The sequence below is a fragment of the Tabrizicola oligotrophica genome (assembly GCF_011008935.1).
GTDB lineage: Bacteria > Pseudomonadota > Alphaproteobacteria > Rhodobacterales > Rhodobacteraceae > Tabrizicola_A > Tabrizicola_A oligotrophica.
In genome coordinates, this window is sequence record NZ_JAAIVJ010000001.1 from 361,496 (window position 1) to 374,648 (window position 13,153).

12 protein-coding genes are annotated in these 13,153 nt (G+C 66.5%); 7 read left to right on the forward strand and 5 right to left on the reverse strand.

The features are described 5' to 3' along the window. Nucleotides 1-65: 65 nt before the first annotated feature. Nucleotides 66-506 (reverse strand): GNAT family N-acetyltransferase, encoded by a 441-nt coding sequence (locus G4Z14_RS01735; protein WP_164623024.1) that lies wholly within the window; start codon nt 504-506, stop codon nt 66-68. Then, nucleotides 503-1,873, reverse strand: coding sequence for a M20/M25/M40 family metallo-hydrolase (locus G4Z14_RS01740; protein WP_164623025.1), 1,371 nt, complete (start codon nt 1,871-1,873; stop codon nt 503-505). Before G4Z14_RS01740 ends, G4Z14_RS01735 begins: the two co-directional genes overlap by 4 nt. 115 nt (nt 1,874-1,988) lie before the next feature. Here G4Z14_RS01740 and G4Z14_RS01745 point away from each other — a divergent pair, with 115 nt between their 5' ends. From G4Z14_RS01745 to ispG, 4 genes are all read left to right on the forward strand, one after another. After that, nucleotides 1,989-2,552 (forward strand): 5-aminolevulic acid synthase, encoded by a 564-nt coding sequence (locus G4Z14_RS01745; protein WP_164623026.1) that lies wholly within the window; start codon nt 1,989-1,991, stop codon nt 2,550-2,552. 192 nt (nt 2,553-2,744) lie between these two features. Further along, nucleotides 2,745-3,974: a 5-aminolevulinate synthase gene (hemA, locus tag G4Z14_RS01750; protein WP_164623027.1), complete on the forward strand. Its 1,230-nt coding sequence runs from the start codon at nt 2,745-2,747 to the stop codon at nt 3,972-3,974. 117 nt (nt 3,975-4,091) lie between these two features. After that, complete coding sequence (locus G4Z14_RS01755; RefSeq protein WP_227751463.1) at nt 4,092-5,306, forward strand: helix-turn-helix domain-containing protein; 1,215 nt, start codon at nt 4,092-4,094, stop codon at nt 5,304-5,306. An 89-nt stretch (nt 5,307-5,395) separates the two neighbouring features. Next, nucleotides 5,396-6,511: a flavodoxin-dependent (E)-4-hydroxy-3-methylbut-2-enyl-diphosphate synthase gene (gene ispG / locus G4Z14_RS01760; RefSeq protein ID WP_164623028.1), complete on the forward strand. Its 1,116-nt coding sequence runs from the start codon at nt 5,396-5,398 to the stop codon at nt 6,509-6,511. Here the strand turns inward: ispG and G4Z14_RS01765 are convergent. From G4Z14_RS01765 to G4Z14_RS01775, 3 genes are all read right to left on the reverse strand, one after another. Beyond that, nucleotides 6,508-7,704 (reverse strand): MFS transporter, encoded by a 1,197-nt coding sequence (locus G4Z14_RS01765; protein ID WP_164623029.1) that lies wholly within the window; start codon nt 7,702-7,704, stop codon nt 6,508-6,510. The two genes, ispG and G4Z14_RS01765, sit on opposite strands and share 4 nt — an antisense overlap. Nucleotides 7,705-7,921: 217 nt before the next feature. Continuing rightward, a complete protein-coding gene (locus tag G4Z14_RS01770) occupies nt 7,922-8,557 on the reverse strand; it encodes a DsbA family oxidoreductase (protein WP_164623030.1) in 636 nt (211 codons plus the stop codon). Then, nucleotides 8,544-10,052, reverse strand: a complete 1,509-nt coding sequence (locus tag G4Z14_RS01775) for a class I adenylate-forming enzyme family protein (RefSeq protein ID WP_164623031.1) — start codon at nt 10,050-10,052, stop codon at nt 8,544-8,546. The genes G4Z14_RS01770 and G4Z14_RS01775 overlap by 14 nt, the downstream gene beginning before the upstream one ends. A gap of 178 nt (nt 10,053-10,230) precedes the next feature. Here G4Z14_RS01775 and G4Z14_RS01780 point away from each other — a divergent pair, with 178 nt between their 5' ends. From G4Z14_RS01780 to G4Z14_RS01790, 3 genes are all read left to right on the forward strand, one after another. After that, complete coding sequence (locus G4Z14_RS01780; protein WP_164623032.1) at nt 10,231-10,851, forward strand: helix-turn-helix domain-containing protein; 621 nt, start codon at nt 10,231-10,233, stop codon at nt 10,849-10,851. Between the two features lie 105 nt (nt 10,852-10,956). Beyond that, nucleotides 10,957-11,697 carry a metallophosphoesterase family protein gene (locus tag G4Z14_RS01785; RefSeq protein WP_164623033.1) on the forward strand — a complete coding sequence of 247 codons (741 nt, stop codon included), beginning with the start codon at nt 10,957-10,959 and terminating at the stop codon, nt 11,695-11,697. A gap of 17 nt (nt 11,698-11,714) precedes the next feature. Continuing rightward, nucleotides 11,715-13,142, forward strand: a complete 1,428-nt coding sequence (locus G4Z14_RS01790; RefSeq protein ID WP_227751464.1) for a bifunctional serine/threonine-protein kinase/universal stress protein — start codon at nt 11,715-11,717, stop codon at nt 13,140-13,142. Nucleotides 13,143-13,153 lie beyond the last annotated feature (11 nt).

Below are 13,153 nucleotides of genomic sequence, written 5' to 3' on the forward strand. Positions count from 1 at the left end.
TTCGGGCGATTCTCTGGCCCGCAGGCAAGATGCGTTTGCTTCCCTCGTTGCCCGAGGAGCGCCGCTCAGAGCGTCAGGCGATAGCGGATATGGCCGTCATCTGGCGTGAAGCTGTCGTAAAGCTTGCGCGCGGCGACGTTCGTGATCTCGGTGTTCCAGTAAAGCCGGTTCCAGCCCTGCGCCCGGGCATGTTCGGCAAGGTCGGCGATCAGCGCCCGGCCCACGCCTTGCCCGCGCGCCGCGGGGTCGACGAACAGGTCTTCGAGATAACAGTCATCCCCCATCACCCAGGTCGAGGGGTGGTGTTGGTGGATGGCAAAGCCCAAGGCCCGCGCGCCGCCGTCAAAGGCCATGCGCGCCTTCATCGGGCAGGCTTGGTCCAGCAGCCTTTGCCATGTGAAATCCGTGACTTCCGAGGCGAGGTTCATGTCGTAATAGGCCAGAAACCCGGCCCAGAGCCGCCGCCATTCCGCCTCGTCCCCGGCCTCTGCCCAGCGGATCTTCATGCCAGTTTCGCCAGCAGCCGCGCCCAGGAGCGGATGCCCTTGTGGAAGCATTCGAGGTCGTATTTCTCGTTCGGCGAATGGATCTGGTCATCGTCGCGGCCAAAGCCCAAGAGCATGGCATCCATCCCGAGATAGGTCTTGAAATAGCCCGCAATCGGAATCGAGCCGCCGCAGCCGACATAGGCCGCAGCGCGACCCCATTCCTCGCCCAGAGCGGCGCGGGCGGCCTCGAAGGCGGGGTTGTCGATCGCCATGACGCCGGCGGGCGAATTGCCATGTGCCTTCCATTCCACGCTGCAATCGGCGGGAAGCTGGGCCTCGACCCAGGCGCGGAAATGGCGCCGCAGCGCCTCGGGATCCTGATCGCCGACCAGCCGGAACGACACCTTGGCATGGGCCTCGGCCGGCAGCACGGTCTTGAACCCGTCGCCAGTATAGCCGCCCCAGATGCCGTTGATCTCGGCCGTCGGGCGCGACCAGATCATCTCCAGCGGCGTGCGGTCCTGCTCGCCCGCCGGCACCGACAGGCCGACATCGCCAAGGAAACGCGCATGGTCAAAGGCCAGCGCCTGCCATTGGCTGCGGATGGCGTCGGGCAGCTCGCTCACCCCGTCATAGAACTGCGGAATGGTGATGCGGCCGGTCGCATCATGCATGCCCGCCAGAATGCGCGACAAGACCCGGATCGGGTTCTGCGCCGCTCCGCCATACATGCCGGAATGCAGGTCTTTCGTGGCGGCGCGGAGCGTCAGTTCCTCGCCCAGAAGCCCGCGCAGCATGGTGACGATGGCCGGCGCGGTGTCTTGAAACAGGCCCGTGTCGCAGATCAGCGCGATCTCGGCCTTGAGCTCGTCCGCATTGCCCTTGAGGAAGGGGATAAGGCTTGGCGAGCCGGATTCCTCCTCGCCCTCCAGAAAGATCGTCAGGCGGCAGGGAAGCGCGCCATGCACCGCCTTCCAGGCCCGCAAGGCTTCGAGAAAGGTCATCAGCTGGCCCTTGTCATCCGAGGCGCCGCGGGCGCGGATGACCTTGCCCTTGGGGCTGTCCTGAAGTTCGGGGTCAAAGGGGTCGCGGTCCCAGAGCGACAGCGGATCAACGGGTTGCACGTCGTAGTGGCCATAGAACAACAGGTGCGGCCCGCCGGTGCCGCCATGGGCCACCACCATCGGATGACCGGGCGTCGGGCGGGCGGAGGCGTCAAAGCCCAGTGATTGCAGGTCGGCCACCAGCCAGTCGGCGGCGCGGGCGCAATCGGGCTTGAAGGCAGGATCGGTGGAAATCGACGGGATGCGCAGAAGATCCATCAGCCGGTCCAGCGCCTGCGGCAACTGGTCGTCGATGCGGGCAAGGACGGTGTCCAGGGTCATGATCTCTCTCCGTTTCGTGATCCGTGGGCGGCACCCTAACAGGCGCCGGGGGACTGTCCAGTAGCCGCGGCTTCGGCTAGAAGGGCCGCGATCGAGACCACCAAGGACTGCCGCCATGTTCCGTTCCGCCTTTGCCCTTGCCATGCTGGCCGCCAGCCCGGCCCTTGCCGAACCGTTGACCGGCGAGGCCGCCAAGGCGCTGCTGTTCGCGCCGGTGACGGCCGAGGTCGAGATTCTGGCCGAAGCCGGGTTGTCGGCCGATCATGCCGAGGCGCTGAAATCGGTGGGCGTCGGCCAGCCCTATTATGGCGCGGTGGCGATTGCGCCCGACGAGGGGCTGATGTCCGAAGCCACGGTGGCGGCGGCGAATTTCCACGACACCGCGTCGGCGGGCGTTGCGGCGCTTGCCGAGTGCGATGCCAAGAAAGTGACGGAAACCGCCTGCGTAATCGCCGCCTATATCCGCCCCGAAGGCTGGAAAGAGGCCGGGTTCAGCCTGTCGTCCGATGCAACGGCGGCCCTGGCAGAGTATGATGCGACCACCGGGGCGCTGGCCATCTCGCCCGCGACCGGGGCGTTCGGCACTGCCTCGGGCGAGGGCTCTGCCGAAAAGGCGGTGCAGAACTGTGGCGCCAAGAACGAAAAGGCCACCGACTGCGCCGTGGTGATCGCCCACTGAGGTTTGATCCGCATGGCGAAAACGCTATGTCCGGATATGATGTATCGGGAAGAGACAATTTGTCCCGTTGCGCCGGGTCGATCTTGATGCAAGTCAAGGAAACCTGCTTCGGCCCGTGCGAACGACAGGGCAACGCAAGACCAGACCAAGGCTCCCGGCTTGCCTTTCAGGCCCGGACCCCAGGAGACCGCCATGAACTTTGACGCCGCCCTTGATGCCGCCCTGAACCGCCTGCACGAAGAAGGCCGCTACCGCACCTTCATCGAGATCGAGCGCGAGAAGGGTCATTACCCGCACGCGGTCTGGACCAAGCCGGATGGCTCGAAAAAGGACATCACCGTCTGGTGCGGCAATGACTATCTGGGCATGGGCCAGCACCCGGTGGTGCTGACCGCGATGCATGAGGCGCTGGAGGCCACCGGCGCAGGCTCGGGCGGCACGCGCAACATTTCCGGCACCACGGTCTATCACAAGCGGCTGGAAGCCGAGATCGCCGACCTGCATGGCAAGGAGGCGGCGCTGGTCTTTACCTCGGCCTATAACGCCAATGACGCCACGCTTTCGACGCTGCCGAAGCTGTTTCCCGGTCTCATCATCTATTCGGATGCGCTGAACCATGCCTCGATGATCGAAGGCGTGCGGCGCAATGGTGGGGCCAAGCGCATCTTCCGGCACAATGACGTGGCGCATCTGCGCGAACTGATTGCCGCCGACGACCCGGCCGCGCCGAAGCTGATCGCCTTCGAATCGATCTATTCGATGGACGGCGACTTTGGCCCGATCAAGGACATCTGCGACCTTGCTGAGGAGGTCGGCGCGCTGACCTATATCGACGAGGTGCATGCGGTGGGCATGTATGGCCCGCGCGGGGCAGGGGTGGCGGAGCGCGACCACCAGATGCACCGCATCGACATCATCAACGCCACGCTGGCCAAGGCTTTCGGCGTGTTCGGCGGCTATATTGCTGCATCTGCAAAGATGGTGGACGCGGTGCGCTCCTATGCGCCGGGCTTCATCTTCACTACCTCGCTGCCCCCCGCTGTGGCCGCCGGGGCCGCCGCCTCGATCGCCTTCCTGAAAACGGCGGAGGGGCAGAAGCTGCGCGACGCTCAGCAACTGCACGCCCGCATCCTGAAGATGCGGCTGCGCGGTCTGGGCCTGCCGATCATCGACCACGGGTCGCATATTGTGCCGGTGCATGTCGGCAACCCCATCCATTGCAAGATGCTGAGCGACATGCTGTTGGAAGATCACGGGGTTTACGCCCAGCCGATCAACTTCCCGACAGTGCCGCGCGGCACCGAACGGCTGCGCTTCACGCCCTCGCCGGTGCATGACGCAGGCCAGATCGACGCGCTGGTCAAGGCCATGGACAGCCTCTGGCGGCATTGTGCGCTGAATCGTGCCGAGGTTTCCGCCTAAGGCCTTTCTGCGCATGCAGAATCGCTTGCCACGTGTTAGAAAATCTCCAATACGACAAAAAATGAGTCGCGGCTCACGCGGCTTTCTTGGGATCGACGGGGCAATGGAGCGGAACGCATGATCGGGCGGAGGTTCAAGTCTCCCGCACCTGAGGCTGAGGGGCCGAAGGGGTTTGACGATTTCGACGTGCGTCTGGGCGACCTGATGCGCGGTGAGCGCGCCACCTTGGGCAAGTCGCTCCTGGATGTGCAGCGCGACCTGAAGATCAAGGCCACCTATATCGCCGCCATCGAAAATGCCGATGTCTCGGCCTTTGAAGCCCCGGGCTTCATTGCCGGTTTCGTGCGCTCCTATGCCCGCTATCTGGGCATGGACCCCGATCAGGCCTTTGCCAAGTTCTGCCGCGAGGCGAATTTTCAGGTGGCGCATGGCATGTCCGCCGCCGCTTCCTCGGCCTCGATGAACGCCAAGCGGGCGCGGCTTGACGAAAACCGCGATCCGATCGCCAGCCCGGCGGTGGCCTTTGGCCCGGCGCGCGAAAGCTGGCATCACCGGGTGGAACCCGGCGCGCTGGGGTCTTTCGCGGTGCTGGCAGCGCTGATCCTTGCGCTTGGCTATGGCGGCTGGTCGGTGTTGCAGGAAGTGCAGCGCGTGCAACTTGCCCCCGTCGATCAGGCCCCGACTGTCGTGGCCGAGATCGACCCCCTGGGCAATGTCAAGCCGGTGGTCGCGGCCAAGCCCGCAGCCGATCCGAACGCCGTGGCCTCGGCTGCCGGTGTCACCGCCGATCCGCTGGACCGCCTGGCCCAGCCGCAGGCGCTGTCGGTTCCGGTCCTGACCTCGCGCGATGGCCCGATTGCCGCGATTGATCCGCGCACCACCGGGGCGCTTGCCGGTACCGAGGTTGCGGCGGCGGCACCTGCCGTGGCGCCCGCGACGGACGAGGCGGTGCAGGTCGTGGCCGCGGCCAATCCGGGCGTGGAAATCCTTGCCGTGCGCCCGTCCTGGGTGCAGGTTTCGGCGGCCGATGGCACGGTGCTGTTCGAAAAGATCCTTGACGCCGGCGAACGCTATGCCGTTCCGCCGTTGCAGGACGCGCCGCAGCTGCGCTCGGGCAATTCCGGCTCTATCTACTTCCTGGTGAACGGCCAGACCTTCGGGCCGGCCGCGCCGGGGGCGAATGTGGTGAAGAACGTGGCGCTCTCGGCCGCGGCGCTGACCGGCAGCTATGCCGCCGCCGATCTGTCGGGCGATGCCGATCTGGCCGAGGTGCTGAGCGTCGCTGATGCCGGTTCTACTGCGCCGGCGGCCGACGAACAACCGCTGGAATAATCCCGCCCTTGCGGCCTGCGCAGGCCCCGGTGGCATTGCCCCGGGGCTTTTGCACGTCTATCTAGGGGCGACACAGAAAGGCGCTTCCCATGTCGCACAATCCGATCCGCCCCTGGCGCAACATCGACCGCCGTGTGAGCCGTCAGATCATGGTCGGCAAGGTGCCGGTGGGGGGCGATGCGCCGATTGCGGTGCAGACCATGACCAACACCCTGACCCATGACGTCAAGGCCACGCTGGAGCAGGTGAGCCGCGCCGCCATCGCCGGGGCCGATATCGTGCGGGTCTCGACGCCGGATGTGGAAAGCACCCGCGCCCTGCGCGAGATCTGCCGGGAAAGCCCGGTGCCGATCGTGGCCGACATCCATTTCCACTACAAACGTGCGATCGAGGCGGCCGAGGCGGGCGCGGCCTGCCTGCGCATCAACCCCGGCAATATCGGCGATGCCAAACGGGTGGCCGAGGTGGTGAAGGCCGCCAAGGACCATGGCTGTTCGATCCGCATCGGGGTGAATGCCGGATCGCTGGAGAAACACCTTCTCGACAAATATGGCGAGCCTTGCCCGGATGCGATGGTGGAATCCGGGCTCGACCATATCAAGCTCCTGCAGGACAACGATTTTCACGACTACAAGATCTCGGTGAAGGCCTCGGATGTGTTCATGTCCGCCGCCGCCTATCAGCAACTGGCCACCGTCACCGATGCGCCGATCCATCTGGGCATCACCGAGGCCGGTGGGCTGATTTCCGGCACGGTGAAATCGGCCATCGGGCTGGGCAATCTGCTGTGGTTCGGCATTGGCGACACCATTCGCGTCTCGCTCTCGGCTGATCCGGTCGAGGAGGTGAAGGTCGGCTTCGAGATCCTGAAGTCGCTGGGCCTGCGCACCCGCGGCGTGCAGATCATCTCTTGCCCGTCCTGCGCCCGGCAGGGCTTTGACGTCATCAAGACGGTAGAGGCGCTGGAAAAGCGGCTGGAACACATCAAGACCCCGATCAGCCTGTCGATCATCGGCTGCGTGGTGAACGGGCCGGGTGAGGCCTTGATGACCGACATCGGCTTTACCGGCGGCGGCGCAGGGTCGGGCATGGTGTATCTGGCGGGGCGGCAGGATCACAAGCTTGGCAATGACCGGATGATCGACCATATCGTCGAACTGGTCGAGGCCAAGGCCGCCGAGATGGAAGCGGCGAAGGCCGATTAGGCCCGCGCCTTCAGCATCAGCGACAGGCCAAGCGCCCCCGCTGCATAGACCGCGACCCCGATCAGCAGCGGCAGTTGCGTGCCGTTGAACATCAGCCCGACCGGCACGGCAAGGATGACCGAGGCCACCGTGGCAATGGACGAGGTGACCGAGGCCGCCATGCCCGCGACATGGCCCAGGGGCTCCATCGCCAGCGCGTTGAGATTGCCCAGCGTCAGGCCCATGACGGCAAACAGCACGATCGACCACAGGATATGCAGGCCGAAGGCCGCCGTGCCGGGCAGGGCCTGGCTGGCGGTCAGCGCCAGGTAAAGCAGCGTCACCGCCAGCAGCACGGCATAGGTTGCCTTGACCATGCCGCGCATACCCACCCGCATCACCAGCCGCGCGTTCAGGATCGAGCCGGTCATCGAGGCGACCGCAATCACCGCAAACCAGGACGGAAAGCTTTCGGCGCGGTGGAACAGCCGGTCGAAGATGCCCTCCATCGAGGAGAGCGTGGCAAAGAGCATGCCCAGCGTCAGGGCCTGGGTGGCAATGGAAATCTGCACAAGGCGCAGCGACAGCACCTCGACGCAGGCCCGGACCAGCGGGCCAAGCGCCAGCGGACGGCGGTCCGCCGGGGCGAGGGTTTCGGGCTGGCGCAGCTGCAGCCAGCCGGCGACCAGCAGGGCAAAGACGATGTAGGCGACAAAGATCGCCTGCCAGCCGGCCAGCGCAATGACGCCTTGGCCCATCAGCGGGGCAATGGCGGGCACCAGCGTGAAGATCATCATGGCAAAGGACATGATCTGTGCCATCTCGCGCCCCTTGAAGCGGTCGCGCACCATGGCGATCGACACGGTGCGCGGCGCGGCGGCGGCGATGCCCATGAGGACACGGGCAATGAGCAGGGTTTCAAGGCTAGGCGCGGCCCAGCAGGCGGCCGCAGCGGCGATGTAGAGCGCAAAGCCGGCGAGGATGGTGGCCTTGCGCCCAAAGGCGTCGGACAGCGGCCCAGCAAAGAGCGTGCCAAGCCCCATGCCAAGGACGAAGGAGGTGATGACAAGCTGCGCCTTGTTCGGATCGTCGGGCGACAGCGCGAGGGCGATCTCGGGCAAGGCGGGCAGCATCGCGTCGATCGACAGCGCGATGGTGGCGAAGAGCAGGGCAAGCAGCGCGATGAACTCGCCGCGCGAGGGGGATTGGGGCATGTCACACCTTGGGCCACCGCAAGAGCGCGGCCCCGGGGTTGTGACGCGAAGCGGCGGCAAGGTCCAGACCGTTCGGTCAAATTTCCCGCGCGTCTCCTCGTCGGACTGCGTCCGCTCGTCGTCAGGGCGGCGAAGAGGACCGCAGGTCCCGATGCGCCCGCCGCAGACCTCGCCCGGTCGCGCTTCCGTGCCTGGAATCGCAGTATCCGATGCGCGGTCAGGTCTTGGCGGTTTCGACCAGTTCCTTGATGACATTGCCCCAGACCTCGGGCGGCTGCGCGCCGGTGACGACATATTGCTGGGCAATCAGGAAGGTCGGCACCGAGGTGACGCCCTTGTGGCGGGCGTCCTCGTCGCGGGCGCGGATGTCGTCGGCATCGGCCTCGGAGGCGAGCAGCCGGGCGGTGACAGTGCGGTCCATCCCGGCGGCTCCGGCGATATCGGCCAGCACGCCGGCATTGCCGATGTCGCGGCCCTCTTTCCAATAGGCGCGGAACAGGCCCGCCACGATGGCATTCTGCCGCCCTTCAAGCCCCGCCCAATGGATCAGCCGGTGCGCGTCGAGCGTGTTCGGGATGCGTCTCGGCGTGTCGGGGTCGATTTCGGCCCCGGCGGCGCGGCTCATTTCCTTCAGCCGCAGATGCACCTGCGTCAGTTGCGCCTCGCCGAACCTGGCCGCAAGATAGGCGCGCTTGTCCACGCCTTCGCGCGGCATGTCGGGGTTCAGCTGGAACGGATGCCATTCGATGCGGAACGGATGGTCGGGATGGGCCTCGAGCGCGCGGTCGAGATTGGCCTTGCCGATGTAGCACCAGGGGCAAACCGGGTCGGAGAAGATATCAAGACGGATCATCAAAACGGTCCTGCAAGGCGGCGCGGAGCGCGCGGCGGTTGAGCTTCATGTTGGCATTGCGCGGCAGCTGGTCAAGGTGGAACCAGAGCCGGGGCTGCTTGTAGCGCGCAAGGCAGGCGGCGGCATGGGCGGCAAGGGCGGCCTCGCTTGCGGTTCCGAGATGGGCGCAGGCCAGGACGCGGGTGCCGGGGGCGACCTCGACTTCGGTCACGGCGCAGTCGGTGACGCCGGGGCAGGTGGCCATCGCCGCCTCCACCTCTTGCGGGGCGATGCGAAAGCCGCCGGGGTTGAGGATGTCATCGGCGCGGCCAAGGTGGCGAAGGGCGCCTTCGACCGTCTCCTGCACCAGATCGCCGGTCAGGAACCAGTCGGTCCTGAAACGCTCGGCTGTGAGGTCGGGCGCGTCGAGATAGCCCAGCATCAGGCCAGGGTCGGAGCGGTGCACCGCCAGATGACCGGGCTGGCCGGCGGGCAGCGGCTGGCCGGTCTCGTCCAGAACGGCGATGCGGCGACCGGGTTGCGGGAACCCGGTCATGCCAGGCGGCGCGGGCCGCTCCGGGCTGCCGGAGAGGAAGGTGGAACATTCGGTCAGCCCAAGCGCCTCGTGCAGGTCGGTGCCGGTCGCGGCCTGCCATTGGGCGCGCAGGGCGGGCGGCAGGGCCTCGCCCGCCGACAGGCCATGGCGCAGGTCGGGCAAGGCGGGCAGGGTGGATTTCAGCATCTGGCGAAAGATGCCGGGGGCGCCGGCAAGGATGGTCGCACCATGCCGGGCCGCAAGCGCCGGTAGATCGGCGGGCAGGCTGCCGGGGGCAGGGACCAGCGCGGTGGCCCCGACTGTCCAGGGGTCGAGCAGCCCGGTGCCGAGCGTATAGGTCCAGTTCATCGCGCCCGCGTGCAACAGCCGGTCGGTGGCCGTCAGCCCCTCCCAGCCTTGATGCATGAACGCGCGGGCCAGCAGCGCGCGATGGGCATGGGCGACGGGCAGGCTTTGACCCGAAGTGCCGGAGGTGAAGACGATGTAGGCCAGCCGGTCCGCATCGCCCAGGGCATAGGCGCAGGGCGCCAGGCCCTGCATGTCGGCCAGCGCCGCGGTCACAAGCACCGGGGCAGGGTGGTCGGGCAAGGAAATGCCCGGCCCGGCAAGCACGAGGGCCGGGCGGACGAGATGGGCCAGCCGGGTGATTTCGGGCGCCGTCAGCGCGGCCGAGGTCGGAACCGGCACGAAGCCCGCCGCGATGGCACCAAGATAGGCCAGCGGGAAATCTGCCGAATTGCCGAGCCTGAGCAGGATGCGGGCGCCGGGGGGAAGGCCAAGTTGGGCCAGCCCGGTGCCGATGCCGCGAACGGCGGCCTCGAGCCGGGCGTAGCTCCAGACCTCGGCCTGCTCGCCCTGCACGATCTCCAGCGCCGGCTTGTTGCCAAGGCTTGCGGCATGGCGCAGGGCATGGGCAGCGAGGTTGAAGGCGGGGGGCGTGAAGGCGGTTGGGCTCGGCATGGGGCGTTGCTAGCCCAAGCGGCAAAATTCTTGAAGGAAGAATTTTGCGGGGGGCCGTCTGCCCCCCGGGCGCCCCGGCGGGGCCGGGCCGCCTCCCCCCGAGGATATTTTCGAACAGATGAAGGAAGCCGGTCGCGCGGGCTTGAAGCGAAAGGTCTTTCGGGCTAGGGCGAAACCCATGTCCGCCGATCCGAAGAAACTGATCCGCATTGCCCGCGAAAGCGGTGGGGCCGGGGCCGTCGAGGCGCTGGATCTGGGGTTGCGCGTGCGCGATCTGCGCAAGGCGAAGGGCTGGACGCTGGAACAGGCGGCCTCGCAGGCCGGTCTGGCGCGCTCGACGCTGTCGAAGATCGAGAATGGCCAGATGTCGCCGACCTATGAGGCGCTGAAGAAACTGGCGCAGGGCATGGGCATGTCGGTGCCGCAGCTTTTTACGCAGCCGGCCAAGCCGCAGGCGACAGCACGGATGGCGGTGACCAAGGCGGGCGACGGGCAGGGGCATGCGACCACGACCTATGAGCATGAGCTGCTGGCCGGCGCGCTGACCAAGAAGCAGATGCTGCCCTATCGCGCCGTGATCCGGGCGCGCGACATGGACGAATTCGACGGCTGGGTGCGCCATGACGGCGAGGAATTCCTCTATGTCCTGACGGGCGTGGTGCGGCTTTATACCGAGTTCTACGAGCCGGTCGATCTGCGCCGTGGCGACAGCGCCTATTATGATGCCTCGATGGGGCATAACGTGATCTCGATCTCGGATGACGATGCCACGCTCCTGTGGGTCACCTCGCTGGTGTGAGGCAGGCTTGCCGCCCGGCTTGATCCAGATCACAGTCTGGTCGCGGGAAATCATTAGTCTGACAGTGCGCTTGGGGTGATCCCCCGGTCGCGGCGGGGAGGGTTCATGCGGCTTGCGATCCTGACGGATATTCATGCCAACCGCGAGGCGTTCGAGGCAGTGCTGGCCGATTGTGCCGGCATGCGGATCGACCGCTTCGTGTTTCTTGGCGATATCGTCGGCTATGGGCCGGACCCGGACTGGTGCATCGACAAGCTGATCGAGATGCAGGCGGCGGGCGCGCTGGCGGTCAGGGGCAACCATGACCGGGCAGTGGGCGTGCCGGACGGGGCCTTGAACGCCAATGCCCGGCGGGTGATCGACTGGACGGTGAACCGGCTGTCGGCAGCGCACAAGGCGTTTCTGTCGGGCCTGCCGCTGACGGTGGCGCAGGAGGACCTGCTCTTTGTCCATGCCAGCGCCAATGATCCGCAGGACTGGATCTATGTGACAAGCGAACGCCACGCCATGCCCTCGTTCCGGGTCTCGACGGCGCGGGTGATCTTTTGCGGTCATGTCCACAAGCCGGCGCTGTACAGCCAGGACATGACGGGCCGCGTCATGGGCCACGGCTTTGGCTATGGCACCGGGGTGCCGCTGATCCGCTCGCGGCGCTGGCTGGCGGTGGTGGGATCGGTCGGCCAGCCGCGCGATGGCTCGGGGCTGGCGTCCTGGTCGATCATGGATACCGAGAGAAACGAGCTGACCTTCCGCCGCGTCGGTTATGACAGCGCCACCACCGCCCGCAAGGTGCGGTCGGCCGGCCTGCCCGAGGCCCTGGCCGCGCGGCTGGTGAAGGGGATCTGAAAGGACAGGCGATGCAGATGAGGCCGCATACCGGGCTGGAGATTGACGGCTTCACGCTGGGCGAGAAGCTGCACACCGGGGGCTTTGCCACCATTTGGGAAGTGACCCATCCGCAGCATCCCGCGCCGCTGGTGATGAAGGTGCCGACCATTCTGGACGGGTTCGACGGTCCGACCATCGTGGGCTTCGAGGTTGAACAGATGATCATGCCGCGCCTGACCGGCCCGCATGTGGCGCGCGTGCTGGCGCAGGGCGATTTTGCCCGGATGGCCTATATCGTCACCGAACGGATTGCCGGCGGGTCGATGTGGCAGGCGTTCAAGCGCGCGCCGCTGCCGATCGACGCGGTGATCGAGATGGCCGCGCGCATGGCGCAGGCGGTACATGACCTGCATCGCCAGCATGTCATCCATCTGGACCTGAAGCCCGACAACTTCCTGCAGCGGCCGACGGGCGAGATGGTGCTGATCGACTTCGGCCTGTCGCGCCATGACCACCTTCCCGACCTCCTGGCCGAGGAATTCACCATTCCGATGGGCACCTTCCCCTATATTGCGCCCGAGCAATATCTGCGCCAGCGCGGGGACTTGCGCAGCGATCTTTACGCACTGGGGGCGATGATCTACCAGCTTGCAACCGGCCGCATGCCCTTTGGCGAGCCGGAGACGCTGAAACAGGTGCGCCAGCGGCTCTGGCGCGATCCGGTGCCCCCGCGCGCCCTGCGCAACGAAATCCCCGAGTGGTTGCAGGAGATCATCCTGCGCGCGCTGGAGGTGGACCCGGGCCGGCGCTACCAGTCGGCGGCGCAGCTGATCTTTGACCTGACGCACCCGTTGCAGGTGCGGCTGACCGAGCGGGCGCACAAGATGGCGCAGGACGGGTTCTGGACAGTCTGGAAGCGCAAGCGGGCGATGAAGAAGGTGAAAAGCTTTGGCACGCCGATCTCGATGGCGGGCCAGATCGACCGGGCGCCGATCCTGCTCGTTGCGGTGGACCTCTCGCCCGAGATGGAAAGCCTGTCGCATCACCTGTTTCTGGCGGTGCAGCGGATGCTTGTCATCCAGCCCGATGCAAGGGTGGCTTGCGTCAATGTGCTGAAGACCGCGCGGATCGGCATCGACCAGTCGACCGATGAGGCCGGCAATCACCTGCATGTCAGCCGGCTGGTGGGGCTCAAGGCCTGGGCGACGGGGTTCGACCTGCCGGACGACCGGCTGACCTATTCGATCCTTGAGAACTCCGATCCCGCCAGCGGCATTCTGGACCATGCCGAAGCGGTGGAGGCCGATCACATCCTGATGGGGGCGCGCGGCCATTCGACGACGCGGCGCTTCCTGGGCTCGGTTTCGGCGCGGGTCGTGGCCGAGGCGCATTGCTCGGTTACGGTGATCCGGCTGCCCGAGCGGCGCAAGGCGCTGGCCGAGGTTGAGGAGTCGGCGGCCTAGCCGCCGAACCA

Bases quoted from the DNA above. Each gene is read 5' to 3' on its own strand.
- ispG (WP_164623028.1), top strand. From the start codon at position 5,396: ATGTCGCACAATCCGATCCGCCCCTGGCGCAACATCGACCGCCGTGTG.
- G4Z14_RS01735 (WP_164623024.1), bottom strand. From the start codon at position 506: ATGAAGATCCGCTGGGCAGAGGCCGGGGACGAGGCGGAATGGCGGCGG.
- G4Z14_RS01775 (WP_164623031.1), bottom strand. From the start codon at position 10,052: ATGCCGAGCCCAACCGCCTTCACGCCCCCCGCCTTCAACCTCGCTGCC.
- G4Z14_RS01755 (WP_227751463.1), top strand. From the start codon at position 4,092: ATGATCGGGCGGAGGTTCAAGTCTCCCGCACCTGAGGCTGAGGGGCCG.
- G4Z14_RS01745 (WP_164623026.1), top strand. From the start codon at position 1,989: ATGTTCCGTTCCGCCTTTGCCCTTGCCATGCTGGCCGCCAGCCCGGCC.
- G4Z14_RS01790 (WP_227751464.1), top strand. From the start codon at position 11,715: ATGAGGCCGCATACCGGGCTGGAGATTGACGGCTTCACGCTGGGCGAG.
- G4Z14_RS01785 (WP_164623033.1), top strand. From the start codon at position 10,957: ATGCGGCTTGCGATCCTGACGGATATTCATGCCAACCGCGAGGCGTTC.
- G4Z14_RS01770 (WP_164623030.1), bottom strand. From the start codon at position 8,557: ATGATCCGTCTTGATATCTTCTCCGACCCGGTTTGCCCCTGGTGCTAC.
- G4Z14_RS01740 (WP_164623025.1), bottom strand. From the start codon at position 1,873: ATGACCCTGGACACCGTCCTTGCCCGCATCGACGACCAGTTGCCGCAG.
- hemA (WP_164623027.1), top strand. From the start codon at position 2,745: ATGAACTTTGACGCCGCCCTTGATGCCGCCCTGAACCGCCTGCACGAA.
- G4Z14_RS01780 (WP_164623032.1), top strand. From the start codon at position 10,231: ATGTCCGCCGATCCGAAGAAACTGATCCGCATTGCCCGCGAAAGCGGT.
- G4Z14_RS01765 (WP_164623029.1), bottom strand. From the start codon at position 7,704: ATGCCCCAATCCCCCTCGCGCGGCGAGTTCATCGCGCTGCTTGCCCTG.